Origin of the sequence: Acinetobacter sp. 'aerobic (ED)' (genome assembly GCF_904886855.1) — a bacterium.
GTDB lineage: Bacteria > Pseudomonadota > Gammaproteobacteria > Pseudomonadales > Moraxellaceae > Acinetobacter > Acinetobacter courvalinii.
The window spans coordinates 333,402-358,117 of the sequence record NZ_CAJHGI010000002.1; the positions used below are offsets into that span (position 1 = coordinate 333,402).

21 protein-coding genes are annotated in these 24,716 nt (G+C 44.4%); 6 read left to right on the forward strand and 15 right to left on the reverse strand.

Annotated features, from left to right (window positions below; genetic code table 11):
- The first annotated feature begins 1 nt into the window (after nt 1).
- Nucleotides 2-970, forward strand: a complete 969-nt coding sequence (locus JO943_RS05090; protein WP_202740152.1) for a M15 family metallopeptidase — start codon at nt 2-4, stop codon at nt 968-970.
- Between the two features lie 85 nt (nt 971-1,055).
- On the opposite strand, the gene JO943_RS05095 is transcribed toward JO943_RS05090, so the two are convergent.
- Nucleotides 1,056-1,628, reverse strand: coding sequence for an undecaprenyl-diphosphatase (locus JO943_RS05095; protein ID WP_202740153.1), 573 nt, complete (start codon nt 1,626-1,628; stop codon nt 1,056-1,058).
- 161 nt (nt 1,629-1,789) lie between these two features.
- Between JO943_RS05095 and JO943_RS05100 the strand changes: the two genes are divergently transcribed.
- Nucleotides 1,790-2,554 (forward strand): hypothetical protein, encoded by a 765-nt coding sequence (locus JO943_RS05100; RefSeq protein WP_202740154.1) that lies wholly within the window; start codon nt 1,790-1,792, stop codon nt 2,552-2,554.
- A gap of 220 nt (nt 2,555-2,774) precedes the next feature.
- Here JO943_RS05100 and JO943_RS05105 read toward each other — a convergent pair whose 3' ends face one another.
- The 11 genes from JO943_RS05105 to JO943_RS05155 form a co-directional block, all read right to left on the reverse strand.
- Nucleotides 2,775-3,470: a membrane integrity-associated transporter subunit PqiC gene (locus JO943_RS05105; protein ID WP_202740155.1), complete on the reverse strand. Its 696-nt coding sequence runs from the start codon at nt 3,468-3,470 to the stop codon at nt 2,775-2,777.
- On the reverse strand, nt 3,470-5,128 hold the full coding sequence (locus tag JO943_RS05110; RefSeq protein WP_392389963.1) for an intermembrane transport protein PqiB: 1,659 nt from the start codon (nt 5,126-5,128) through the stop codon (nt 3,470-3,472). The genes JO943_RS05105 and JO943_RS05110 overlap by 1 nt, the downstream gene beginning before the upstream one ends.
- Nucleotides 5,129-5,164: 36 nt before the next feature.
- On the reverse strand, nt 5,165-5,908 hold the full coding sequence (locus JO943_RS05115; protein WP_413814526.1) for a paraquat-inducible protein A: 744 nt from the start codon (nt 5,906-5,908) through the stop codon (nt 5,165-5,167).
- Between the two features lie 23 nt (nt 5,909-5,931).
- Entirely contained in the window at nt 5,932-6,582 is a 651-nt protein-coding gene (locus JO943_RS05120; RefSeq protein WP_005229227.1) for a paraquat-inducible protein A, read from the reverse strand.
- 260 nt (nt 6,583-6,842) lie between these two features.
- The gene (locus tag JO943_RS05125) at nt 6,843-8,333 is read right to left on the reverse strand and encodes an amino acid permease (protein WP_005229226.1); all 1,491 of its coding nucleotides are present in this window, start codon (nt 8,331-8,333) and stop codon (nt 6,843-6,845) included.
- A 169-nt stretch (nt 8,334-8,502) separates the two neighbouring features.
- Complete coding sequence (gene astE / locus JO943_RS05130) at nt 8,503-9,477, reverse strand: succinylglutamate desuccinylase (protein ID WP_202740157.1); 975 nt, start codon at nt 9,475-9,477, stop codon at nt 8,503-8,505.
- A 33-nt stretch (nt 9,478-9,510) separates the two neighbouring features.
- A complete protein-coding gene (gene astB / locus JO943_RS05135) occupies nt 9,511-10,851 on the reverse strand; it encodes an N-succinylarginine dihydrolase (RefSeq protein ID WP_032871875.1) in 1,341 nt (446 codons plus the stop codon).
- 32 nt (nt 10,852-10,883) lie between these two features.
- Complete coding sequence (astD, locus tag JO943_RS05140) at nt 10,884-12,353, reverse strand: succinylglutamate-semialdehyde dehydrogenase (RefSeq protein WP_202740158.1); 1,470 nt, start codon at nt 12,351-12,353, stop codon at nt 10,884-10,886.
- Nucleotides 12,353-13,396: an arginine N-succinyltransferase gene (gene astA / locus JO943_RS05145; RefSeq protein WP_005229222.1), complete on the reverse strand. Its 1,044-nt coding sequence runs from the start codon at nt 13,394-13,396 to the stop codon at nt 12,353-12,355. The genes astD and astA overlap by 1 nt, the downstream gene beginning before the upstream one ends.
- 21 nt (nt 13,397-13,417) lie before the next feature.
- Nucleotides 13,418-14,623, reverse strand: a complete 1,206-nt coding sequence (locus JO943_RS05150; protein ID WP_005229221.1) for an aspartate aminotransferase family protein — start codon at nt 14,621-14,623, stop codon at nt 13,418-13,420.
- Nucleotides 14,624-14,706: 83 nt separating this feature from the next.
- Entirely contained in the window at nt 14,707-15,981 is a 1,275-nt protein-coding gene (locus JO943_RS05155) for a Glu/Leu/Phe/Val family dehydrogenase (RefSeq protein WP_199974954.1), read from the reverse strand.
- A gap of 222 nt (nt 15,982-16,203) precedes the next feature.
- Here JO943_RS05155 and JO943_RS05160 point away from each other — a divergent pair, with 222 nt between their 5' ends.
- A complete protein-coding gene (locus JO943_RS05160; RefSeq protein ID WP_004771166.1) occupies nt 16,204-16,626 on the forward strand; it encodes an Lrp/AsnC family transcriptional regulator in 423 nt (140 codons plus the stop codon).
- 77 nt (nt 16,627-16,703) lie between these two features.
- Here the strand turns inward: JO943_RS05160 and JO943_RS05165 are convergent, their stop codons facing one another.
- Complete coding sequence (locus JO943_RS05165; protein WP_009514823.1) at nt 16,704-18,404, reverse strand: NAD-dependent malic enzyme; 1,701 nt, start codon at nt 18,402-18,404, stop codon at nt 16,704-16,706.
- A gap of 625 nt (nt 18,405-19,029) precedes the next feature.
- Between JO943_RS05165 and trbK the strand changes: the two genes are divergently transcribed.
- Nucleotides 19,030-19,227: an entry exclusion lipoprotein TrbK gene (gene trbK / locus JO943_RS05170; protein WP_005229218.1), complete on the forward strand. Its 198-nt coding sequence runs from the start codon at nt 19,030-19,032 to the stop codon at nt 19,225-19,227.
- A gap of 224 nt (nt 19,228-19,451) precedes the next feature.
- On the opposite strand, the gene JO943_RS05175 is transcribed toward trbK, so the two are convergent.
- Together JO943_RS05175 and JO943_RS05180 are read right to left on the reverse strand one after the other, a co-directional pair.
- Nucleotides 19,452-20,294, reverse strand: a complete 843-nt coding sequence (locus tag JO943_RS05175; protein ID WP_005229217.1) for an SDR family NAD(P)-dependent oxidoreductase — start codon at nt 20,292-20,294, stop codon at nt 19,452-19,454.
- On the reverse strand, nt 20,281-21,372 hold the full coding sequence (locus JO943_RS05180) for an amidohydrolase family protein (RefSeq protein ID WP_202740159.1): 1,092 nt from the start codon (nt 21,370-21,372) through the stop codon (nt 20,281-20,283). Before JO943_RS05180 ends, JO943_RS05175 begins: the two co-directional genes overlap by 14 nt.
- Before the next feature lie 434 nt (nt 21,373-21,806).
- On the opposite strand from JO943_RS05180, the gene JO943_RS05185 reads away from it, so the two are divergent.
- Nucleotides 21,807-23,978 (forward strand): TonB-dependent siderophore receptor, encoded by a 2,172-nt coding sequence (locus tag JO943_RS05185; protein WP_202740160.1) that lies wholly within the window; start codon nt 21,807-21,809, stop codon nt 23,976-23,978.
- Nucleotides 23,979-24,027: 49 nt separating this feature from the next.
- Nucleotides 24,028-24,714: a hypothetical protein gene (locus JO943_RS05190; RefSeq protein ID WP_202740161.1), complete on the forward strand. Its 687-nt coding sequence runs from the start codon at nt 24,028-24,030 to the stop codon at nt 24,712-24,714.
- Nucleotides 24,715-24,716: the final 2 nt, after the last annotated feature.

The following is a 24,716-nucleotide window of genomic DNA, read 5'->3' on the forward strand; positions in this document are numbered from 1 at the left end:
GATGATCTGGTTTATTTTTCTCTGCTTTGTCGGGGTTGCAATTGGGCTGACTTTACTGATGTCCTATGAGCTTCGTTACAAATGTACGCAGCTTTTACAATCGCTACTCCCAAGCGGGAAAAAGAAAATCGCCAATGCCATGCAATTTGCAGAGCATATGCATCAGGCAGCCTCTCCGGAGAAATTACAGTCGCATTGGCATTTGCAACAATGGTGGATCCTGATCGCAGGTTTCTTTTTATTTGCCAGTATCCTAGTTTTTGCCTTTACCCGTCCGATCAGTTCTACACGGATTGAAGCTGAATATTTAAAGGAAACCGATCCCCAGGTCTATGCGCTCCTGAATGGCGAAATGCTGAGCCCTCCACCAGATGTGGACGAGACCCTGATTCAAGATGCGATTGTAGAGGCAACCCGTTTAGAACAGGCCTATCAGGCTCAACATACCACAGACCCGAGCATTGATGCGTCACAAATTGAAGTACCGCTGACCCATTCTCATGGCAGTCTGGATTCATCAATGGTGGATCGTAAATGGGATAAAATTAATCCACGTTATAAACAGCGTTTACTCATGGTCTTTAAAATCATGAAAGAACAGCATGGCTATGAACTGGTCTTACTCGAAGGTTATCGTAGTCCGAATCGTCAAAACATGCTGGCAGGCAACCCGAATACCACGCGTGCAAAAGGCTATCAAAGTTACCACCAGTTTGGTCTGGCTGCGGATGTGGCCTTTAAACGCAATGGTAAAGTGGTGATTAGTGAACGGGACCCGTGGGCCATGCGGGGTTATCAACTCTATGGCCAGGTTGCCGAATCGGTTGGCCTGACCTGGGGCGGTCGCTGGAAATCAATTCAGGATTATGGTCATACCGAATATCGTATGCCAGGTTTAAAGAAAACTAAGGAAATGGCAGATCAACTGATTGCTGAGGGTCAATTAACAGCGCGAACAGGTGATTCATAGTGATTAACATTTCCAGACAGATTATCTACATGCCTATCTGTCTTTGTTTCAAACCAAAAACACCATAAGTCTTTAATCATATGATTTAAATTATATTTTCACCAAATACTGGAATAGATACGATTCTACTCAATTTTGCTTTGCATAGCTCATAAATATAATCAGTAACCGAAACGATTATAAAGGCGAAAATAAATGAAGCGGCGATATCAAAAGGAAAATGCACACCGACATACACTCTGGACCAGCCCACAATAACCCCCAGGAATAACCCGACAGTTGCAATTTTTCTAAAGCCAGACAACAGATAAGAAAAGGCAATCGTCGCCACGGTAAGTGTGTGCATACTCGGGAACGATGAAGTTGAACCATGCCCGACCAGCGTATGTCCTAACCCCATCGCAAATGGACGAGGATGATAATACAAAGCATGGATCACTTGGCTAAATAGCAAGGCGACCAATATGAACATTAAGGTCTTTATAAATTGCGTTCTGTATTTTTTATCCTTAAACACGACAGAAACAATCAGAAATCCGAATAAACCGCCAATCAGATTATGCGAAGCAAATATAGCAATTTTATCCAAAAATGAATTTTGAGTCGCAGCTGCATTAACCCACTGAAACAAAGCAATATTGACATCTTCAATTGACATTGCCAATCGATCCATGATGATTTGATATCGGCACAATAAAAAAAGTAGCTTAAAACAAAATTAATTTTTTCTATGAATGCACAAGTAAATCATAAATTTTATTTAAGTCTTTATTAATAAAAGACGCTTAAATTTTATCTAAATACAATTTGGAATACCTTATGAATAATCCAAAGATGATATCTGAAACGCTCAGTAAAGTACCTGAGCTGACCCTGCTCTTCTGGATTGTAAAAATTGCAGCGACGACGCTTGGAGAAACGGCTGGCGATGCTTTATCGATGTCGATGAATTTAGGTTATATCCTCAGCTCTTGTATTTTCACTGTTATTTTTATTGCGCTTGTTTCATTGCAGATAAAAGCGAAACAATATAAACCGTGGTTATATTGGGCAACCATTATTTCAACCACAACCCTAGGAACCACGATTGCCGATTTTGTCGATCGCTCCTTAGGTATCGGTTATCTTGGTGGAAGTCTCATCCTATTCACCTTATTAATCAGCACGCTCGCTGTCTGGTACTGGCGTTGTGGAAATATTGCAGTAAACAGTGTTCAGTCCGCAAAGACCGAGGCCTTTTACTGGGTCACCATTATGTTCTCTCAAACGCTAGGGACAGCGCTTAGTGACTGGACAGCTGATACCCAAGGTCTAGGTTATACAGCGGCAGCGCTGATCTTCGGTTCATTACTGTTACTGTTGGTGGGTGGCTATTACTGGACTAAAATTTCCAAAACATTTCTGTTCTGGTCAGCTTTTGTTTTAACCCGACCTCTCGGCGCTGTGCTGGGTGATTTTCTCGATAAGCCGCTGAACCACGGCGGACTGGATTTAAGCCGATTCGGAGCCTCATTCCTGTTATTGGCTTTTATTGTTGTTTGTCTGTTCTGTTTTAAATCAAAACCTGCATCGACCGCGCATTAAACCATTACAGCGCCGTCTACGCTAAAAAGCCATAGAAAAGGCAGCAGCGCACATATTGTCTGATGCCTTTATTATCAGATACAGAGATTTTAACCCTGCCTCAGCGCTCAGATGGGTATTGTATAAAATAATACCCAGCCTCCTGTAAAATTATGGATGCGCTTGAGCAGCAAGCATTTTTCTTAGATCACTGCCACCTGGATGCATTTTTCCGGGTAGTTTAAGAACACACCGCCCCTGCTACGCTGACGGGCACTTTGCTGTCCAATGCCGCAATCGAAACAGCCATGGCATCAATCACACGCCCCAGTGACGTACTTGCCGTGCTTACAATCGGTGCAATCTGGTTGTTGCTGGCGCTGACAGGCTGGCTGAATGTCATGCGGCAAGCCAACTGCTGATTCTGGGTAGAATTTTGATCGATGGTGATATTCGGATCGTTACGTTTAATAATCCATGCCACCGAAACTTCAACATTCTTGGTATTGGCAGAAGTAGTATTCACAATATCAAAATGGGAAAAGTCGGTTGCCACACGATAAGATACCTTTCCACCGATCATGCCGCTGTTATAGCGATCCACAGCACCAAGCTTTTGCTGTAAGCCTGCCGATAAATTGTCTCTGAGCTCTGCCCCTAAGGTTGAGGTCCAGCGCTCATTATCCAGAATATTTGAACGGCCATTAATTTCCTGTATCACCAGCGGTGCGCGATTGATTCGATCCGGTAAGCCTACAGGCAAGACTTCAATCACCTTCACTCTGGAGCTCGGTAAAGGCGTAACTTTATTGGCCAAGGTATAATAATTCGGCGTAGGTGATCCAGAACATGCAGCAATCAATAAAGTCGCAGCAACGATGCCCGCACCACGTATCGTCTTTTGAGCAGTGAATGCTTGTTTAGATAGTGTCATCATTATTTATTGCTCTCTGCTTTTTTCCCGCGAATCAGCGATTCAGGATGTTGTTCAATATAATCGGCCATTAATTGCAAGGAGGCAGCTGCTCTGGTCATTTGCTGTAATGCCTTACGCACGTCCTGTTGCATCGGTGCATCACTGGATAGGATCGACTCACTGGATTGCATGGTTTTACGCACATCATTCAGGGTGGCCTGTAAACCAGGGGCCACTTTACCATCCAGCTGTTTTACCAGTTTGTCAGTTGATTCGATGGTGGTATTCATATTGTTTAAGGTTTTACGCACATCCTGGCCAATCTCTTCAAGCGGGAACTTACTCACCTTATCGGCAATCTGTGACACTTGTGCCTGTAATCCACTCAGCTCTGTCGCAGTGGTGGGTACCTCGGCCCGTCCATCTGGACGCATGATCAAAGCAGCAGGCTTGGCTTTTGGAAATTTATCAAATGCAATATAGTTTTGACCCGTTAACAGATTGCCGGTACGCATTTGAGCACGCCAGCCTTTTGCAATGAATTTCCTGAAAATTTCGCCATCCGGATCAAGTTCTTTACCATGCGCCAAACGTGATGGATAAATCACCGCATCCACGCGCATACGCAACTGGGTATAATTCTGGTCAAACTCCACATTGATGGCTTTGACATTGCCTATTTCAATCCCCATGAAATCAATCGGCGCATCAGCACTTAAGCCACGTAACGAGTGATCAAAATACATGATAATCGGGCGCGGTTTACCATCCGGTTCCTTCATCGCCTCTTTTCGGGAGTCCGACAAACTAAAATAGCTGTGATTCGGCGCAATCGCACCTGTAGAGTTCTCTGGATAGCCAAATGCAATACCGCCCGCCACAATGCTGGCAAGAGATTGCGTGTCTAAATTAAAGCCTGAAGCATTCAGGGTGACATCGACCCCACTGGCTTGCCAGAATCGTGCATCGGTGGTCACGAACTTATCATAAGGCGATTGAATAAATGTTTGCAGTTCTACACTTTTGCCATCATTCGCCAGCTTATAGGCGGTAATTTGCCCGACATTAATTCTGCGGTAGTAAATCGGCACCCCAATATCCAGCGAACCTAAATCCTGTGCTTTCAAGAAAAAGACTTTCCCAGGAATATCTGAGGACACCACTGGGGGCACCTCAAGTCCGATAAAATTTTCCTGCTTTTCTTCAGCCTTGCCGCCATCCACACCAATATAGGCACCGGAAAGCAAGGTATCAATGCCGGAAATTCCACCTGTGCCAATACGCGGTCGTACCACCCAGAAACGTGAATCTTTGGCCGCAAAATTACTGGCATCTTTGCGTAGCTCAATTTTGGCAATGACATGGGAACGATCATCAGACAAATCAATCTGGCGCACCAGACCAATATCCACCTGTTTATAGCGCACCGTGGTTTTTCCAGCGACTAAACCTTCAGCAGTACGAAATGACACTTGAATGGTTGGGCCAGTATCCAGCACCGCTTTGGCAGCAAGTGAAAGCGCGATTAACAGGGCGATAAAAGGAACCAGCCAGATCAGCGCAGGTCTCCAGCGGCCTTTCTTTTTTTCAGGTTCCGCGAGAACCGGATCCTGTTGAGTTAACTCGGTCAGGTTCTGTTCAGAATCTTGGCTATTGTGTGTATTTTCTGACATAGTGATCGTTCTTTTATGGGTCAAAAACAGGGTTTTACAGTTTTAACTTTTCAGTTGATGAAGCGTGCTTGTTTTTAAATGCTCAGCCTGTGGATCATGCACCGCATTTGCCTTGAAATAATTATCCCAAATAATCCGTGGATCGAAACTCATGGAAGCAAACATGGTAAGTACCACCACCGCTCCAAAAGCCACAGCACCCGGCCCAGCCAGAATGGTGGCAAGCGACTGGATCTGGATCAAGGCAGTCAATAATGCCACCACAAATACATCAATCATGGACCAGCGTCCAATAAACTCAACAATCCGGTACAGCAATGCGCAATGTTCAGGTGAAAAATGCAGTTTTGCCGAAGACTGCATAGAAACGGCAACCAATAAAAAAACCAGAATCAGTAATTTTAAAATCGGGATAAAGATACTGGCCATGAAAATGACCACAGACACCAGATAATCGCCATTTTGCCAAAAGTAAATGACCCCACTGATAATGGTGTCTTGCTGACGGCCCAATAATGAATCTGTAACGGTCATCGGCATTACATTGGCTGGAATATATAAAATAGCAGCTGCGATCACCAAAGCGAAGGTACGATTTAAACTTTGTGGCTTACGTACATGCAAGCGACTGTTACATCTGCAACAATGCAGATGATCTTGTGCCACCTCTTTATTCGCAGCAGCGTTGAGTAATCCACAGCAATGGCACTGGATCAAGCCAACATCTTTTGCCCTGAGATAGTTTTTAACCTTTAAATCAGCGACAGCAAGATGAGGCGCCATCATTCCAATTTCATCTTCGTTGTTGTTCATCCAAGACTCCGATCCACTTCGTCCCAGAGATCCTTGATCTTAACCGAAGCAATATAGACCAACAGTACACTTAATAAGGTAAATGCCCACAGCGCTACCCCCGGAATCACGGTCACCATCCCCACCAGTTTGACCAAAGTGACCAGCACCCCGATGAGAAACACCTCAACCATGCCCCAGGTACGGAATAAAAACAGCATCCGGAGTGCTGGAGTTAAATATTTTGGCCGACGCTGAAATAGAGTGATACAGGACAGTACATAACTGAGCAGTAGCAATTCAAGCAAAGGGACAATAAAGGTCGTAATCAGGATCAATACCCCGACCAGTGCCCGATCAATATGGAACATGGTCCATGCCGCACCGATCAAGGTGGTTTGTGAGGTATTGCCTTGCAGTTCCACAATCACAATCGGAAAACTGTTGGCAATCACAAATACGATTAATGCCGTAATCACTAAAGCCAGCAGCGCGGAAAAGGACTGACCTCTACGATACAATTCTGCACCGCAACAGGTACAATAAGCCCGTTCGCCAGATGAAAGCTCAACCCTGCGGTAAATCGCATCACATTCTTCACAACCTGCCAGTTCAGACAGCCTGACCTGCTGACCGATTGCTAAGGGCTGATTATTTTTATTCGCCATAATGCCCTGCCCATTGTAAAAATTCTTTCGTGTTTAAACGTATACCAGTTATACCTTTTCTTTTAACAATCACAACCACAGGCGATCATTGTTACACAATATATAAACATATCAGCAATTAAATTGTTTATTAAATCCAATAGCAGATCGAGGCGTGACTGACTGCCTTTCGAAACGTTGATCCATAAAAAACGGAGAGGCACTAGAAAATATCTAGCAGCTCTCCGTCGATAATATAATTTTTAGATGAAACTTATAACTTAATTGATTTTGTTTTTATAAAAAATATTGTAGCTGGCATAACAGGCAATAATGAACAGGATACAGCAGACAAAACCGACCTGCATCGAAGGATCTGTCACCATACTGATACAGGTGATCACACAGAATAAACCGCCCAAAATCGGAGTTAACGGAAACAACGGTGCAGCAAACTTCAGGTCCTTGACGGTTTTACCTGATTTGATCCATTGTCTGCGGAAGTTAAATTGACACACACAAATCGAAATCCACACCACCACCATGGTGAAAGCAGCAACACCAAGTAAGTTCTTGAAAATCGTTTCAGGGGCAAAATGTTCTGACAATAAACCCGGAATTGCGCCAAACATGGTGACAATAATCGCAATAATCGGTGTGCCTGAACGGGTCAGTTTTGAAAATACTTTTGGCAACTGATTCTTGGCAGACAATGACCACATCATGCGTGAAGCTGCAAATAACCCCGAGTTTGCAGCCGATAAAAGTGCAGTAATGATCACAAAGCGGATAATGTCTTCTGCATATGGAATGCCGATGTAGTTAAAGACCGTAACAAATGGGCTATTGCTAACGCTGTTGGCATTTAAACCTGCCATTTCATAAGGCAATAATGCACAGATCACCACAATGGTCCCGACAAAGAAAATCAATAAACGCCAGATGGCCGCATTGATGGCTTTTGGTACGGTTTTGGCTGGCTCTTCTGCCTCACCTGCCGCAACGCCGATCAGTTCCGTGCCTGAAAAGGCAAAATTTACAATCAGCATGGTCGCAAAAATCGGGAAAATCCCATTCGGGAACCAGCCATGTTCGGTCAATTTACTAAATAAAGGTGCTGACTCATGCCCATGATAGGAAATCAGGCCAAAAATTGCCGCTAAGCCCAAACCAATAAAACAGATAATGGTCAAGACCTTGACCAAAGACAACCAGAATTCGGACTCCGCAAATAGCCGCGTAGAGCTGACATTCAGGGTAAATACCAGTCCTGCAAATAATAAGGTCCACGTCCACATGGAAATAGACGGAAACCACTCCTGCATCAGTAAGGCCGCAGCGGTAAATTCGGTGCCTAGCGTTGCCGTCCAGGTCAGCCAGTACAACCAGGTAATCATATAGCCCGTTCCTGGGCCAATATAGGTTCTGGCATACTCACCAAACGAACCTGAAACCGGCATCTGTACCGCCAACTCGCCCAAACACAGCATCACCATGTAAGCAATCACGCCACCCAGCAGGTAAGAAAAAATCGCGCCCACGGGACCCGCCTGAGAAATCACATCGCCCGAGCCTAAAAATAATCCGGTTCCGATTGCACCACCCAATGAAATCATCACCAGATGACGCTTGGTCATGGCACGTTTCAATGGTTTGCCGACTTCAATCTCTGCGCTAGAAGACCCCGCTAAACTGGCGACATCCTGCTGTGGTACATATTGTCCACTCAGGGTCTGGCCTGATGGAAATGTCTTTTCGTTATTGTTACTCATACACGGTCACTCCAACTGTATTCTTATGACAACCTGTCCTTGCTTTTGATTCATAAAAACGAATATCTAGATGATATTGCTTGAGGCGTTTTGTTCTACTGAACATCCATATTCAAACTCCATGTATTACTATTCCATAACGGCATCTAGCCACTGCACTGGCGAGGTCTTATTTGATTTCTTTTAATATCAACCCAGCCCGAAGCCCTGTTTTCACATTCGGGTTCGGGAATAAAATCCAGACTTGCTGCTCATGCGCAATATAGGCCCCCGCTTGCTGTGTTGCAATCTCTTCACCTTGCTGGAAGGTAGAAAAATTCGGTGCATCCGCGCTCAGATTCAGCTGAAAATCGTCACTTTGCTTTACAATGGAATCCACCACCTTAAATTGGCGAATGGCAGATTTTTGTCTGATCGGTAAAGGCTGCTCTGCAAGTACAGCACGCAGCATCTGGTCAGTACTGGCAAATTCGGCCAGATCATTTTCACCAAACGGCTTGGCCTTGCCTAATTCCAAAGTACTGCTGGCGGCCTGAAAACGTTCAGTGCTGAAATGGGTGAAGGTTTTTCCAGCCGCATTGTGATAGACCAAAGCATCCAGATTGGCAGCATTTAAGCTTTGAATCAGGAAGTCATCATAAGGCCGTGTCTGATACGGAAATAAGGCGAATACGGGTAATAGCGAAGCGCGAATAGCGGTATGCAAATCATAGTGATAACGTTGCGTAGCAAGCTGATCCTGTTCAAAGAACGCTGCTACCGCCTGCTCCAATTGTGCAGCCCGAGCAGTTTCCTGATCCTGAATTAAATTCTGACATCCACCGCAGAACATACGATTCATATCATTTTCAAGATAACGAACCCCTTGTCGGATTGCAGCAGGATTGCCCAATACGAAAAGCACACGAACCGCCAAAGCCAGCTGGCCGGCAAACACATCCTGAATGATCTGTGCCAGCAGTTCGATCGGTGCCGTTTCATTGCCATGAATACCGGCAGAAAGTACGATGGTTTTTCGATAAGCCGTTTTTGGCGTACATTGCAATAGCCCTTCACCAAGCCATTGCCATGAAAATCCAGCCGTTTCACCTTGCTTTTGCTCAGGTAGCTGTTGTGCCAAAGTCAACGCGAGTAGATCAACCATGTACTTTCATCCTTAAAAGCCGTTATTAAATATTTATCTCTGGAAGTGATAAACCGAACCTAAACCCAGAATCTTGGTGAGCTCATCCAGTGCAGTACGACTCTCGATCAATAAATTTGGGTCGGCCAAATCGTCCTGGGTTAACTCGTCACGATAATGCTGATCGACCCACTGATTCAGGGTTTTGAACAATGCATCATTCATAAACAGGTTTGGATTCACCGCAGCAAGTTCCGCGTCATTCACCGCCACACGCAAGCGCAAACATGCAGGGCCACCGCCATTACGCATACTTTCACGCAAATCAAATACCTTGATGTCATCAATAGGCGTACCCATTTGAATCATGTCACTCAAATAGTCCCACACGGCTTTGTTCTGGCGTGATTCTTCGGGTACCACAATGCTCATGCCACCATCTGCACGGGTCAGAATCTGGCTATTGAACAAGTAAGTCGAAACTGCATCATCGACACTCACCCGATTTTCCGGCACTTCAATCGAGATAAAGTCTTGCCCGATCCCCGCCATTTTTTCACGGATTTCATGCAAGGCATCTGCCTGATTTAAAAAAGCCTGTTGATGATGGAACAACACCTGTTGATTACTCACCGCAATCACATCATTATGAAATACGCCCTGATCAATCACATCCGGGTTTTGCTGAATGAACACCGTACGTTTGGCATCTAGACGATGTAAACGCGCAATCGCTTCACTCGCCTCACGGGTTTGACGTGCAGGGAATTTCTGCGGTGCAACGGTTCCACCGAGCTGTTGCTGACCATAAACAAAGACCTGTACACCGGCCTGATCATAAGCACCACCGAGGCGGTTATGATTGGCTGCACCTTCATCACCGAACAGTGCTGCTTCAGGCAATGCTTCATGATGCGCGAAATATACATCATTGTTGAACATTGCTTGCAGAATACGTGTAGTCGTATGATGCTCAATTGATCGATGGAACTTATTATTCAGGTTTGCCGCAGTAAAATGCATGCGACCATCCGCGCTATCTGCCGATGGCGACACCGTACAGGAGTTTGCCGTCCACATCGATGATGCTGAACTGAGCGATGATAACAATGCTGGCGCAGTGCGCATGGCTTGGGTAATCACGTCAATATCACTGCCGGTAAAACCCAAACGGCGTAGCGTTGGCACATGCGGACGCTCTTGTGGGGCAAACACACCTTGCTTGAGTCCCAAATCCGCAAGCGCTTTCATTTTCTTCAAGCCTTGCTTTGCGGCCAATTTCGGATTGGATGCATTATTCCGGTTTTTAGTCGATGCGACATTACCATACGATAAACCCGCATAATGATGGGTCGGTCCCACTAAACCATCAAAATTAATTTCATAACCTGACATTTTTTTCTCCCTGTGTCCCGATACAAGCCGACTTACAGCACAATGCCCGGTGATAATTTTGAAGGTAAAGTAACGCTGTCACTTTCCAGTGATGCCATTGGCCATGCACTATAGTCTGCTGCATAGAAGGCACTGGCACGGTGATTACCTGATGCGCCCACCCCACCAAATGGTGCCGCACTTGATGCACCTGTTAATGGCTTGTTCCAGTTCACAATCCCTGCCCGCGCTTCAATCAATACACGATCAAATAAATCACGGTCAGGTGACACCAGACCCACTGCCAAACCAAAGCGGGTGTTATTGGCAATATTTAAGGCTTCATCAAAGCTGTGATAACGATAAATCGTGGTCAATGGGCCAAAGTATTCATCATCAGGGATATCGGTCACTTGGGTAAGGTCTAAAATACCCGCCGTAAGCAATGAACTGTCTGCTTGTGGACGCGTCATTTCTAACAATGGTTTTGCACCCAAAGCAATCAGTTTGCTTTGTGCTACCAACATCTGTTCCGCGGCATGTGCAGAGATGACACCGCCCATAAACGGTTGCGGTTCCGCATTCCATGCACCCACCACCAGGTTTTTAGCGACTTCAACAAAACGTTGAATGAAGGCATCACCATTGGCACCCTGTTTAACGATAATACGGCGTGCACAGGTACAACGTTGTCCCGCAGAAACAAAAGCCGATTGAATGGCTAAATTCACCACCGCATCAATATCGGTTGCTTCATCAATGATCAGGGCATTATTACCGCCCATTTCCAGCGCCAGGATTTTTTCAGGCGCACCCGCCATTTGTTTGTGCAGGTGATAACCGGTATTGGCACTGCCTGTAAACAGTAAACCGTCAATCTGCTCAGCCGCCGCAAGTGCTTCACCGGTGCTGCGTCCGCCTTGTACGATATTCAGCACACCTTTGGGTAAACCGGCCTGTTGCCATAATTTTGCAGTTTCTTCAGCAGTCCAAGGGGTGAGTTCACTTGGTTTAAACACCACGGTATTACCTGCAATCAATGCAGGAACAATATGGCCATTCGGTAAGTGACCTGGGAAGTTATAGGGACCAAATACAGCCAGAACACCATGAGGACGATGACGTAACGACGCCACGCCATCTGGCATTTCAGTTTCGCTGAATCCTGTACGTTGATGATAAGCACGAATCGAAATCGCCACTTTACCGATCATCGACTGTACTTCGGTCAAGGTTTCCCAAAGCGGTTTGCTGGTTTCCTGACTAATCACTTCAGCCAGCTGGGTTTTATTTTGTTCCAATAAGCCCGCAAAGCGCTCAATAATTGCAATACGTTCTTCTAGTGCTAAGCGTGCCCAAGCTGGAAATGCCTGACGTGCGGCATGGCATGCCTGTTCAACATCGGCCTGACTGGCTTCATGCCCCGACCAAATTTGCTGATTGCTGACCGGATTGGTTTTTTGAAATGCGCTTCCGTGTCCTTGTACCCAAGCACCATCAATTAATAATGCACCTTGTGACATTAGTTGTTCTCCATTTTTTCTAATGCTAAAACCCGTACTTCATCGTGTTCAGCAATATTCAGTGCCTGTGCTTGTGCTGCGGTTAAATGCAAAGTCTCGCTATCATCGACTTTGTTATTGATCAGCAGCACGGCGTAATCTTTATATTGGTCATTGGCAACCAGAAAATGCGTCTCGGTACTTTCGACCTGCTCAGTGAGTCTGACTTTAAGCAACCGACTTTCTTTCACCGCCCGTAACTCGGCCGTATTAGCTTCCAGTGTTGGTCCCGCATCAAAAATATCGACATGACCCTGATATTTAAGACCTTCAGACATCAACACTTTGGCTGCTGGCAGTGTATGGGGATGCACTTCTGCAATCACCTCACGTGCCTCTGAAGACAGCAAGTCCACATAGACTGGAAATCTCGGCATTAACTCCGCGATAAAGGCTTTTTGCCCGACACCGCTGAGATAATCCGCTGCGGCAAAATCCATATTGAAAAACAGATAACCGAGTGAATCCCAAAAGGGTGACCGCCCATTCTGGTCGGAAAAACCACGCATTTCTGCAATCAGTCGCTCTTCAAAAAAAGAACGGAAGGCTGCAATAAACAGAAAACGGACCTTGGATAAAAATTTACCGTTCTGGTTTTTACGATATTCAGGATCAAGGAATAAGGTGCAGAGCTCACTGCAACCCGTATGGTCATTGCTTAAAAACAAGGTATCCAGAGTCTTATACACATTTAAGGCTTTAGACGCATGCACCTGTTTTGCCACACGAAAGTTGTAAAAGGGTTCATTGAGCCCGACTGCAACTTCAATTGCACTCACACCCACAATTTTGCGAATGCTGGTGTCTTCCAGTACAAACAGATAACTTGCCTCACACTTTTCGGTCAGACCCGCTAAAGTGCGCGTGGTGCGTGTAATACGTTCAGCCAGAATGTCTCTATTTTGTGGTAAGGAGGTCAGGCCAATGCCTGACTCCCCCGCTCGTTGCGCTAAACGATAAATATCATCTAAGTCCCGATGCGCTGCATGTCTAACAATCATCATGGTTAGATGCTCACAGCAGACTTAGAGGCGTGCTAATGCACGAACAAAACGGTTTAGACCTTCATCAATATCCTGTTGAGGAATGATCAATGATGGTGTGAAACGAACTACATCAGCCCCTGCAACCAAAGCCAATAAGCCTTCTTCACCGGCTAAAGTCACAATATTTTTGGCTTTACCAGCATGTTCATCTTTCAGCACACAGCCAATTAATAAACCTTGACCGCGAATCTCTTTGAACAGGCCATATTGCGCATTGATTTTATTTAAGGCTTCAATGAAATATTGATGACGCTGTTTTACGCCGTCTAACACTTCTGGTGTATTGATAAATTCAAATACCGCACCTGCCACGGCACAGGCCAATGGGTTGCCGCCATAGGTGGTACCGTGATCACCCACGGCATACATGTTGGCATAATGATCTGTGGTGATCATGGCACCAATCGGGAAACCACCGCCCAATGCTTTTGCTGTGGTCAAAATGTCAGGCGTTACACCCGTATTCATATAAGCATAAAGCGAACCGGTACGGCCAACCCCTGTTTGGACTTCATCAAAAATCAGTACTGCACCTTTTTCATCACACAGCGCGCGTAAGCCTTTCAGGAATTCGATATCTGCTGGCAGCACACCGCCTTCACCCTGAATCGGTTCAACAATCACGGCACAGGTATTTTCAGTGATCGCTGCTTTGGCTGCTTCAAGGTCATTAAATGCTGTATGTTCAATGCCACCTGGTAATGGTGCAAAGTCTTGAGAATATTTTGGCTGACCACCCGCCGTTACGGTAAATAAAGTACGGCCGTGGAAGGCATTTTTAAACGCAACAATCTGGTTCTTGTTTGCATTGCCGCTGAGCAAACCGACTTTACGTGCCAGTTTCAATGCCGCCTCATTGGCTTCTGCACCTGAGTTACAGAAAAAGACTTTGTCGGCAAAGGTACTGTCAACCAGTTGCTTTGCAAGACGTAATACTGGCTCGTTGGTATAACCATTGCCAATATGCCATAACTTTTGCGCTTGTTCAGTTAAGGCATTGACTGCCACAGGATGTGCATGACCCAAAGCGTTTACCGCGATCCCGCCTGCGAAATCAATATATTCTTTATCGTTTTGATCCCACAGACGAGAACCTTCACCACGTACTAAAATGAAATTTGCCGGGGCAAAAACTGGCACCATCCAATCATTAAAATTGCTACGTGTAATTGCGACTTCGCTCATTTTATTTACTCACTTCCTGTTTTTAATCTTCAGGCCTGTTGAATGCTCAACAAGCCCTTTACGCTTATTGTTTGAGGGACTGATTAGCCCGGGAAAATCCCGCGTTCTTTACGTGCTTTCAGAATACGTTCACACGCCAGAATATAAGCTGCGGTACGCAAGCTGCATTCTTTCTGTGCTGCCGTGTTCCAAACATCTGCAATGGCCTGGATCATCAATTTGTCCAGACGTTCATTGATCTCGTCTTCGCTCCAGAAGTAGCTCGCCATATCCTGAACCCATTCAAAATAACTGACGGTTACACCACCCGCGTTGCAGATTACATCTGGAACAACGGTAATATTACGGCTCACGAAAACATCATCCGCTTCTGGATAAGTCGGACCATTGGCGCCTTCAAGCACGATTTTGGCTTTGAGTTTTTGTGCACGTTCAACCGTGATCTGGCCTTCCAGTGCTGCTGGAATCAGAATATCCATATCAACTGTCCAGAATTCTTCATCCGAAATCACAGTTGAATCGGCAAAGTCTTTCACGCCGCCCGTTTCCACCACATGTTTTTGCAGTGCTTTCACATCCAGACCTTCTGCATTGAAGATGGTGCCGGTATGGTCTTGTACGGTCACAATTTTTGCGCCGGCATGGCTGAACAGATAAGCCGCTTCATTACCCACGTTACCAAAGCCCTGTACAGCCACTTTACTACCTTCGACTGGCAACTTGATGCGTTCTGCCACCTGCATACCGGTTACGAATACACCGCGACCTGTGGCACGAACACGGCCCAGCGAACCGCCTAAATGAACGGGCTTTCCTGTAACCACACCTGTAACCGTATGACCTTTGATACTTGAATAAGTGTCCATCATCCAGCCCATAATGTTGGCATTGGTACCGACATCTGGCGCAGGAATATCAATTTGTGGACCGATAATTGGGCTAATTTCACTGGTAAAACGGCGCGTTAAACGCTCGAGTTCACGCGTCGACAATTCTTTTGGATTCACACGGATACCGCCTTTCGCGCCACCGAATGGCAGATTCAATACGGCAGTTTTAATGGTCATCCATGCAGACAATGCCATGACTTCATTTAATTCAACATCTTGGTGATAACGAATACCGCCTTTACCCGGGCCACGTGACAAATTATGCTGGACACGATAGCCTTCAAAATGACGGATTGAACCATCGTCCATCACGATTGGAACATCAACAATCAAGGTACGTTTTGGGGTTTTCAGTGTGTTGATAAAGTTGCTGAGGTCGGCATCCAGATAAGGGGCTACCCGATCAACTTGAGTGAGAAAGGTTTGCCAAGCACTACCGTTTTGAGCCGCATATGATAAAGACATCATCTATTCCTTAATTAATCATTTGTCCCTGTTATTCACAGATTCCCTTTTTTTCAGGGCGTCCTACCCCATCCTCCCTAATCGGCATTGTGCTTCTTTTCACTGAATCAAAAATGCTTGGGGTTTTGTATAAGATTATTATTAAGAATCAAATTGATTCACAAAATTCGTTATAATGATTAAAATGAATTATTTTTTATCAATTTGCTAATAGTAAATATCAAAATGAACAATATCGATCATATTATATTAGGATTACTCAAAGACAATGCACGGATGTCCATTACCGATCTGGCGGCCAAAACACGGGTGTCACGCGCAACCGTACAGAAACGAATTGAATATATGGAATCGACTGGTGTTATAACCGGTTACACGGTGCGCTTCCGCCCCAGTGCAGAGAAGAATATCATTCGGGCATGGATGAATATTATGGTGGAAGGGACCAAAGCCCAAGCCGTGATCCGCGAATTGCGTCTCGAATCTGCGGTAGAACGGCTGCATACCACTAATGGTAAATGGGATATTTTGGTCGAGTTACAATCTGACAGTCTGGAAAATTTTGATAAAGCTTTGGAGAGAATCCGAAATATTTCAGGTATTTACAATAGTGAAACCAGTATTTTACTGTCGACCTATAAAACCTGATCAAGTCAAATATTGCAGACATGAATAAGGGCGCACAATCGAAATGATTATGCACCCTTTAAAAAATCACTTATCGCTTATGCAGTGACACGACGGTAACTGCGATATTCTGGTGTCCAGAAATTATCATCAATCACTGTTTTCAACACATCATTACTCATCGGAACGGCCAAGCCATCGGCCATCGCTGCTTTTGCCACTTTAAAGGCAATAAACTTGGACACTTGCTGAATATCATTAATATTCGGCAATAAGTCCGCTGCCGGGTTTTTCAGGCGCGGCGAACAATCTGCCAAAGCCGTGCTAGCAGCCATCAGCATAGAGTCACTGATATGCGTTGCGCCACATGCAATGACACCCAGACCAATTCCCGGGAAGATATAGGAGTTATTACATTGTGCAATGCTATAGGCCTTGCCCTGATAATAAACAGGCGCAAATGGACTACCTGTGGCAACAATCGCCGCGCCATCTGTCCATTCGATAATATCTTTAGGTTGTGCTTCCACTTGTGAGGTCGGGTTCGATAGTGGCAGAACGATCGGATGTTTATAATATTTCGCTAAGGTTTTAATCACTTCTTCACTGAACAAGCCCGCCTGACCAGAAACACCAATCAGGATACTCGGTTTGGCATTTTTCACTACATCCAGTAAACCGACATATTCACCGGTATATTCCCAGTCACTGATGGCACTGGTTGGTGTCGCCAGTTTTTGCTGGAAATCGAGTAAATTTGGCTGTTGGTCAGTCATCAGACCAAAACGATCCACCATAAAGATACGTGATCGTGCTTCATGATCACTGAGCCCTTCATCCATCATTTGACGAACGATCTGCTCTGCGATACCGCAACCTGCTGAACCCGCACCAACAAAAGTAATGGTTTGATCTTTAAGCTGTTTGCCTTGTGAACGAGAAGCCGCAATCAGGGTTGCCGCTGTTACAGCAGCCGTGCCTTGAATATCGTCATTAAAACAGCAGATCTTGTCTCGATACTGGGTTAATAACGGCATGGCATTCATTTGCGCAAAGTCTTCAAACTGGATCAGTACATCTGGCCAGCGCTGACGCACTGCTGTAATAATCTGCTCAACGAATTCATAGTATTGCTCACCACGAATACGGGGTTGTTTCCAGCCCATATAGATTGGATCGTTTAGCAATTCTTCGTTGTTGGTTCCGACATCAATGGTAATCGGCAAGGTATAGGCAGGACTGATCCCCCCACATGCGGTATACAGTGATAATTTACCGATGGGAATCCCCATACCGCCAATGCCCTGATCGCCTAGTCCCAGAATGCGTTCGCCGTCGGTAATCACGATGACTTTGACATTTTTCTTATTCACGTTGTGAATAATCTGGTCAATGTACTTACGTTCTGGGTAAGAAATGAAGATACCACGGTGACGACGATAAATATCAGAGAAACGCTGGCAGGCTTCGCCCACCGTCGGGGTATAGATAATTGGTAGCATTTCATCCAAATGCTGACTCAATAAGCTATAGAACAGGGTTTCATTGGTGTCTTGGATATTTCGTAAATAAATATGCTTATTTAGGTCACTGTCAAATGAAAGGTACTGTTGATAAGAGCGTTGGGTTTGCTCTTCAATGTTTTCAATATTGTATGGAACCAGACCATGTAAATTAAAATTTTCTCTTTCTTCTTCAGAGAAAGCAGAGCCTTTATTTAACAGCGGAAGTTCTAAAAGAGCATTCCCCGCATAGGGAATATATAAAGGTTTTTTGATTTTACTCGGGTTCGCAGGCATACCTTACTCTTGAGATTATCCGTCAAATATATAAAATTTCGTTGCTTAAATTCTTATGCAAAAAGAATTTTGGCGAAGTGAATAATTTACACCAATCAGCGCTTAAAACCGAATAATCTGACGGTATGTAAAGTGGCTAAACATTTAGGAAATAAATAGTAGTACCTATTTTGGATCGTTTTCTGAACAACCACGTAACATTTTGAATTATTTTTCTTCTAAGTGGAGCATAGAATTGTTGTGAAATCGTTTTAACAAGGATGATGTGCAACTTTCTTCTGAATTAAATCACTGAAAGCACAGCTGATCTGTAAATCTGTTGTTTTAATTACTGGGTCCTAGTTACTGAAAGCTATGTACTGTTATGCAAATAGCATGAGCATCCTTCATAACCCTCAAAGTATTTAAAAGCATACTATATGGGACAATATCTCCCTATCTCTTGCAAATAAAGTTCAGTTTTATATGATCTTAAGTGAAAGCATTGCTCACCATATATCCTCCTTGTTTACAATGGGCAATGCCTTCATCCATAAAATTAAACAAAGATGGTGATACCCCAAAAAATCAATTTCACTCCCCCCGGAAACGAATAGACAGTTAAAATATAAAGGTTTTGTATTATATGAAAAAATTAGGCGTTATTCTTCTTTTTACTTTCTTTGTCTCAGCTTGTTCAGAAAAGATACCTGAGGTTAATGATGAAAACTGTAAACGTGAAAACATTGCAAAGATCAAGGATGATTTCGCCCGAGCAAATTTCAGCGACAAATGTTTTAGTTATCCGAAACCACAGCATACTAACCGTGATAAAGGTTACTAGATAATAAAGAATATTAATTGCGTTTTATAAGTCCACATAAGAACTTTTTTTAATCAAAATTTAACATGATGCTGATGTGATGATCCATATTGTAGAGAGTCTGAATTAAGCTGGAGCGGCATAAAAGAGCTTTCTTTAAATCTTCTTTTATGCCAGTCCCAACAACAAAGTCACCTGATTCCTATTGGATATCAGTTTCACTTTAATCCCTATCATTCCGACTTTTAAGCCCGTTTTTTCTTGGACTTCTTGCTAAAGAAACTCAATGCATGTGAATAATGACTCGGGGTAATCCGCTGGATCAGATCAATGATTTTGGCATCATTTCCAATCAGTACCCGTGCTTTATCTGCTTGCACAGCTTCAAGAATAATTTTGGCAGCTTGTTCAGGTGGTGTTTTCAACACTTTGTTAAAGGCTTGACTGGCTTTAGCTGGATTCATGCCCAAAGCCCGAATACTGTCACTCATACGTGCACTATTGGCAATATTGGTGCGGATTCCGCCAGGATGCACACAGGTCGAGCTCACCCCATTCTGTTGCAGCTTGAGCTCTTGGCGTAATGACTCGGTAAAACCACGAACCGCGAATTTCGTTGCATTATAGGCACTTTGGGTCGGTTGAGCCGTCAAACCAAATAGGCTGGAAATATTCACAATGTGCCCTTCGCCACTTTGCTTTAAATAAGGCAAAAATTCTTTGGTACCATAAACCACACCCCAAAAGTTAATTTTTAAGATCCAGTCCAGTTCCTCATAATCCATCCCTTCGACGGTACTTGCCAGTGCTACACCGGCATTATTAAAAATCAGGTTGATCTTGCCGTGTGTCTTAAAACTCTGTTCTGCCCATTCACGGACTGCGTCCTGATCAGAAACATCGAGTTGGGTCAGGGTGACATTGACAGGATATTGCAGTAACAAGGCCTTGGTCTCTTGCAGGCCCTGTTCATTGACATCACTCAAAGCCAAATGTGCACCTTGCTGTGCCAGTAAAATTGCAAGTTCTCGACCAATCCCCGAACCTGCACCGGTAATGGCTGCGACTTTCTGATTAAAATTTTTCATGGCTAGACTCTAGATGAAGTTGATAAAAATGGGCTGCGTTTTGTCTAAACATGGCATACATTGCCTGTTCACCATAAGGACGAAGTATCTGGACATAAGCCTGAACCAGATCACTGAGTGTTGCATTGACTTTGTCCATTGGGAAATTAGACGCATACATAATGCGGTTGACGCCAAAGACCTGAACGGCATGTTGAATCATGGGAGTCAGTAAATTGACGATTTCAGCAGCTGTCGCGGTGCGTTTGTGTTGATAGAAGCGATGTCCCAATACCGGCATCATTAAGCCTGAAATTTTGGCATAGACATTTTTCTGTTCAGCCAGAACAGCAATATCATGCTGCCACTGTTTAAAAATGGTCTCACGCTGCGATGCTGTAATTCCCGTTTTCTTACCCACGGTCCCAAACAAGCCAGCGGGTGTCGCCAGATGATCGACCACAATCCGGGTGTCAGGAAATTGTTTCGCCAGACTGGTGATTTCTGCTAACTGTGTGGAATATCCCCATGCATCAAAAGATAGATCCATGTTGGCCAGTTGTTCAAAACCTTTTAAGAATTTCTTGTCACGATAAAGATACGGCCGATCAGACCATCGATAAATCCCACTATCCTCATGCCAGGCCGCCATTTTACGAATGCCCCGAAATAGTGGGCTGGCCTGCTGATGCGCTTTAAGAATGTCTTTGAACTTTCGGTCTCTGGGATCAGCCGCGGCAATGATGGCACCCAGCTTTAAACCGTGACGATTAAACTCTAATTGCTTGATCCAGTTGGTTTCTTCCACCACTCCAAAGCCTGCGTGATGATGCCAGTTCGCTTCGACATGCACTACGCTCTCTACAGGAAATAAAGCACTATCCTGTTGATAATGCATGGGTAAATAGGGATTCAATGCGTATCGGGTTATCCCTAAAGTCTCTAATAAAGGCTTGGGTTTGACCAAACGCACTACGCGATCCATAACAGCGGGATATTTGCCTAAAGTTTTTACCAATACAGCAGCAGAATGCGGTGTGTGATAAGGATCCCATTGATGAATATGCGGATCAATGATCGAAAAGCCTAATTCTTCCATGCGTTCACTCGATATCATTATTTTTAAAAATGGCGATGCTTTATGTAACTTATCCTATTTGATCACTGTAGCCTACCGAACAAGTCAGTATGAATAAAATGATTTATTTCAATATAACAGTATGAATACGATTCATTTATTTTTTACCGCATCCTTTCTAAATATATAAATTTATGATGAATTTCAATAAATTAAATCATTTTATTATCTAGTTCTATTGTCGATACACGACCGAATAAAAATCTAAAAATAACTCATGTATTATCAATCTGTTAATTTTCCAAGGGCATATCTTTCCAACAAGTTCTTGTAAATGATTCCTATTTAAATATACTGAGCACGCTTTTATCGCTGTATTGGCCAACATTGTCATTTAATTGAAAGTCGTTTCTTTCCAGTCTCTACCCGCTTTTCGTTATCGCTCAGGTATTCTTATGTCTGCATTTTCTCCGCGTAAAAATCTCATCACGATTGAAATTTTAAAGTATAGCGGTTCATTGCTTCTTTCTTGTCTTCCTGTGCTGAGCTGGGCAGACATGACAACGCCAGAAATCACGCAGCTAGACACCATCAAAGTACAAGCGGAATCTAACTCGAGCTATATCGGAACCCAAACCGCATCGACCTTAAGAGGTAAGCACAACAATCTGGAAACGCCTCAAACGGTCAATGTGGTTTCCAAACAATATGTCAAAGATTATCTGCCTGCGAATCTGGATAATGCACTGACCCAAGTCAGCGGTATTACCCAAGGCAACACCTTGGGCGGCACCCAAGATACGGTGATGAAACGAGGTTTTGGTGACAACCGTGATGGTTCAATTACCGTGAATGGTATGCCGATTGTACAAGGTCGTACCATGAATGCGGCAGTTGAACAGGTTGAAGTGTTAAAAGGCCCAGCCTCCCTACTTTACGGCCTTATGGACCCCGGCGGTGTGGTCAATGTAGTGACTAAAAAACCTGAAATAACCCAGAAAACCGAAATAGCCATTTATGGTTCAAGCTTTGCGGCCGGTAAAAATGGTGTGGGTGCAAGTCTGGATACAACAGGCGCAATTAATGACAGTAACTTTGCCTATCGTTTTATTGTCGATCATTCTGACGCAGACTATTGGCGTAATTTTGGCAATCTCAAACAGACCTTAATTGCGCCGTCGGTGGCATGGGATAATGGCCAGACCAAGGTCAATCTCAGCTATCAATATCGTCATTTTGATGTCCCTTTTGATCGCTCCACCATTTTTGACCTCAACACTAAAAAAGCGTTGCCGATCTCAAAATATCAGCGTCTGGATGAGGCCTTTAACCAGATGAAAGGTGAAGATCATCTGGCACAATTGCTGGTTGATCATCAAATTAATGACACTTGGTCAGCTCATTTCGGCTATACCTACAATTATGAAACTTATGATGCCAACCAGTTACGCGTCACCTCGTTAGATACCAAGAATCATACGGTGAAGCGTCGTACCGATGCGACCTTAAATGCAGAGAGTGTAGATAGTAATGCCCAAGCCTATCTCAATGGCTCAGCCAATCTGCTCGGTTTAAAACATGATATTCAAATCGGTTCAGACATTGAGTACCGCAAATATTTCCGTCCTAATATGGTCCGTGGAGCTAACTCAACTTTAGATTATTTAAATCCGGATTTTGGCGCTGTGGAAGCATCTCGTCAGATCAGCAATGACGATAGTGATCAAACTGATAAATTGCATACCTATGGTTTTTATCTGCAGGATGCGATTCACTTAAATGAAAAATGGATTGCCGTACTCGGTGGACGTTACTTGCATTATCAACAAAATGCTGGCCGCGGCAGACCGTTTAAGGAAAATACCAATACCAATGATGATGCCTGGCTGCCGCATGCAGGCCTGGTCTATCAATGGAACGACCAGCTTTCATTGTATGGCAGTTATACCGAGTCACTCAAACCGAACTCCTCGATTGCGCCTTTAGGGGGCAATGCCGTGATTGACTCGGATGTGCAACCTGAACAAGCCAAGTCTTATGAAGTTGGTGCAAAATATGAGTTTAATGACCGTATTAAGGCCAACTTTGCGCTGTATGATATTAAAAAGCGTAATGTGCTTGCCAAAATCACCAACCCATCCAGCAAAGAAGTAGAACTACACACCACAGGTGCAGTCCGTTCCAAAGGCGTTGAACTCGACCTCACAGGCCGTCTAACCGATCAACTCGACGCCACCCTGACCTATGCCTATACCGATGCCAAAGTCACTGAAGATGAAACCGGTCTGCAAGGTAACCGCTTAAATAATGTCGCACGAGATACAGCATCTCTGGCATTGGCTTATAACTATGGCGAACTCTACAATGGTCATTTACGTTTGGGCTTGAGCGGTAATTATTTCGGTAAACGTGCCGGTAACTCAGAGAATACCTTTGACCTGCCTGAATATGCACTGGCTAATGCCTTTATCAGCTATGACACCACCATTGCCAAACAGGCAGTGAACTTCCAGTTTAATTTAAATAATATCTTCGATAAAACCTACTATACAGCCAGCGTCAATAATCTGGCAGTATCACAAGGTGACGCTCGCCAAGCACTATTGCGTGCTACTTTTAAATTCTAATTATGGAGTCAAGGCAGTGATGGGTTCACTGCCCTTGTTTGAGATCAAGATGAAAACGTTTCTTTCTGTCATTGTGTTGCTTGGCCTGCTATTGAGCTCTACTGCGTATGCTCAAACCCGAATTGTGCTGATCTCACAACTGAACAGTGCGTCAGCGAGTACCGATATTGCCATTCAGAAATACTTGCAAAGCAAAGGTTACCATGTCGAGATGCTGGATCAATCGGTTTCGCCAAGCGACTTAAACCAGCCTGATCTGGTCATCCTTTCTTCAACTGTTGCGTCCAAAAATTTAAAAGCAGGCTGGCGCCAACTCCCGATTCCACTGATGACTTGGGAAAATGATTATCTCGATGATCTGGCCATGACCGGCAAGAGGATTGATACCGATTTTGGCGAAGTCGAAAAAGAACGTTACCTGTGGCTGGTCAATGCACCGCATTCCCTCTCTGCGCATCTTCCTGCGGGAACTCGCAACGTTTATCAAGCACAGGCACCCATGAGCTGGGGCAAGCCGGGATTAGGCGCGACCATTATTGCAATGATATATGGGCAACCAGAAAAAGTGGCCATCTGGGGCTATGAAAAAGGTGCAACCATGGACTATGAATCGCTGGCACCAGCAAAACGGCTGATGTTCTTTCTCAATAATGAGACATTTACCAATCTTTCAGAAGATGGCCTCAAACTGTTTGATGCCTCCATTCAATGGTTACTCGATCAACCGCCCCTTTAGTT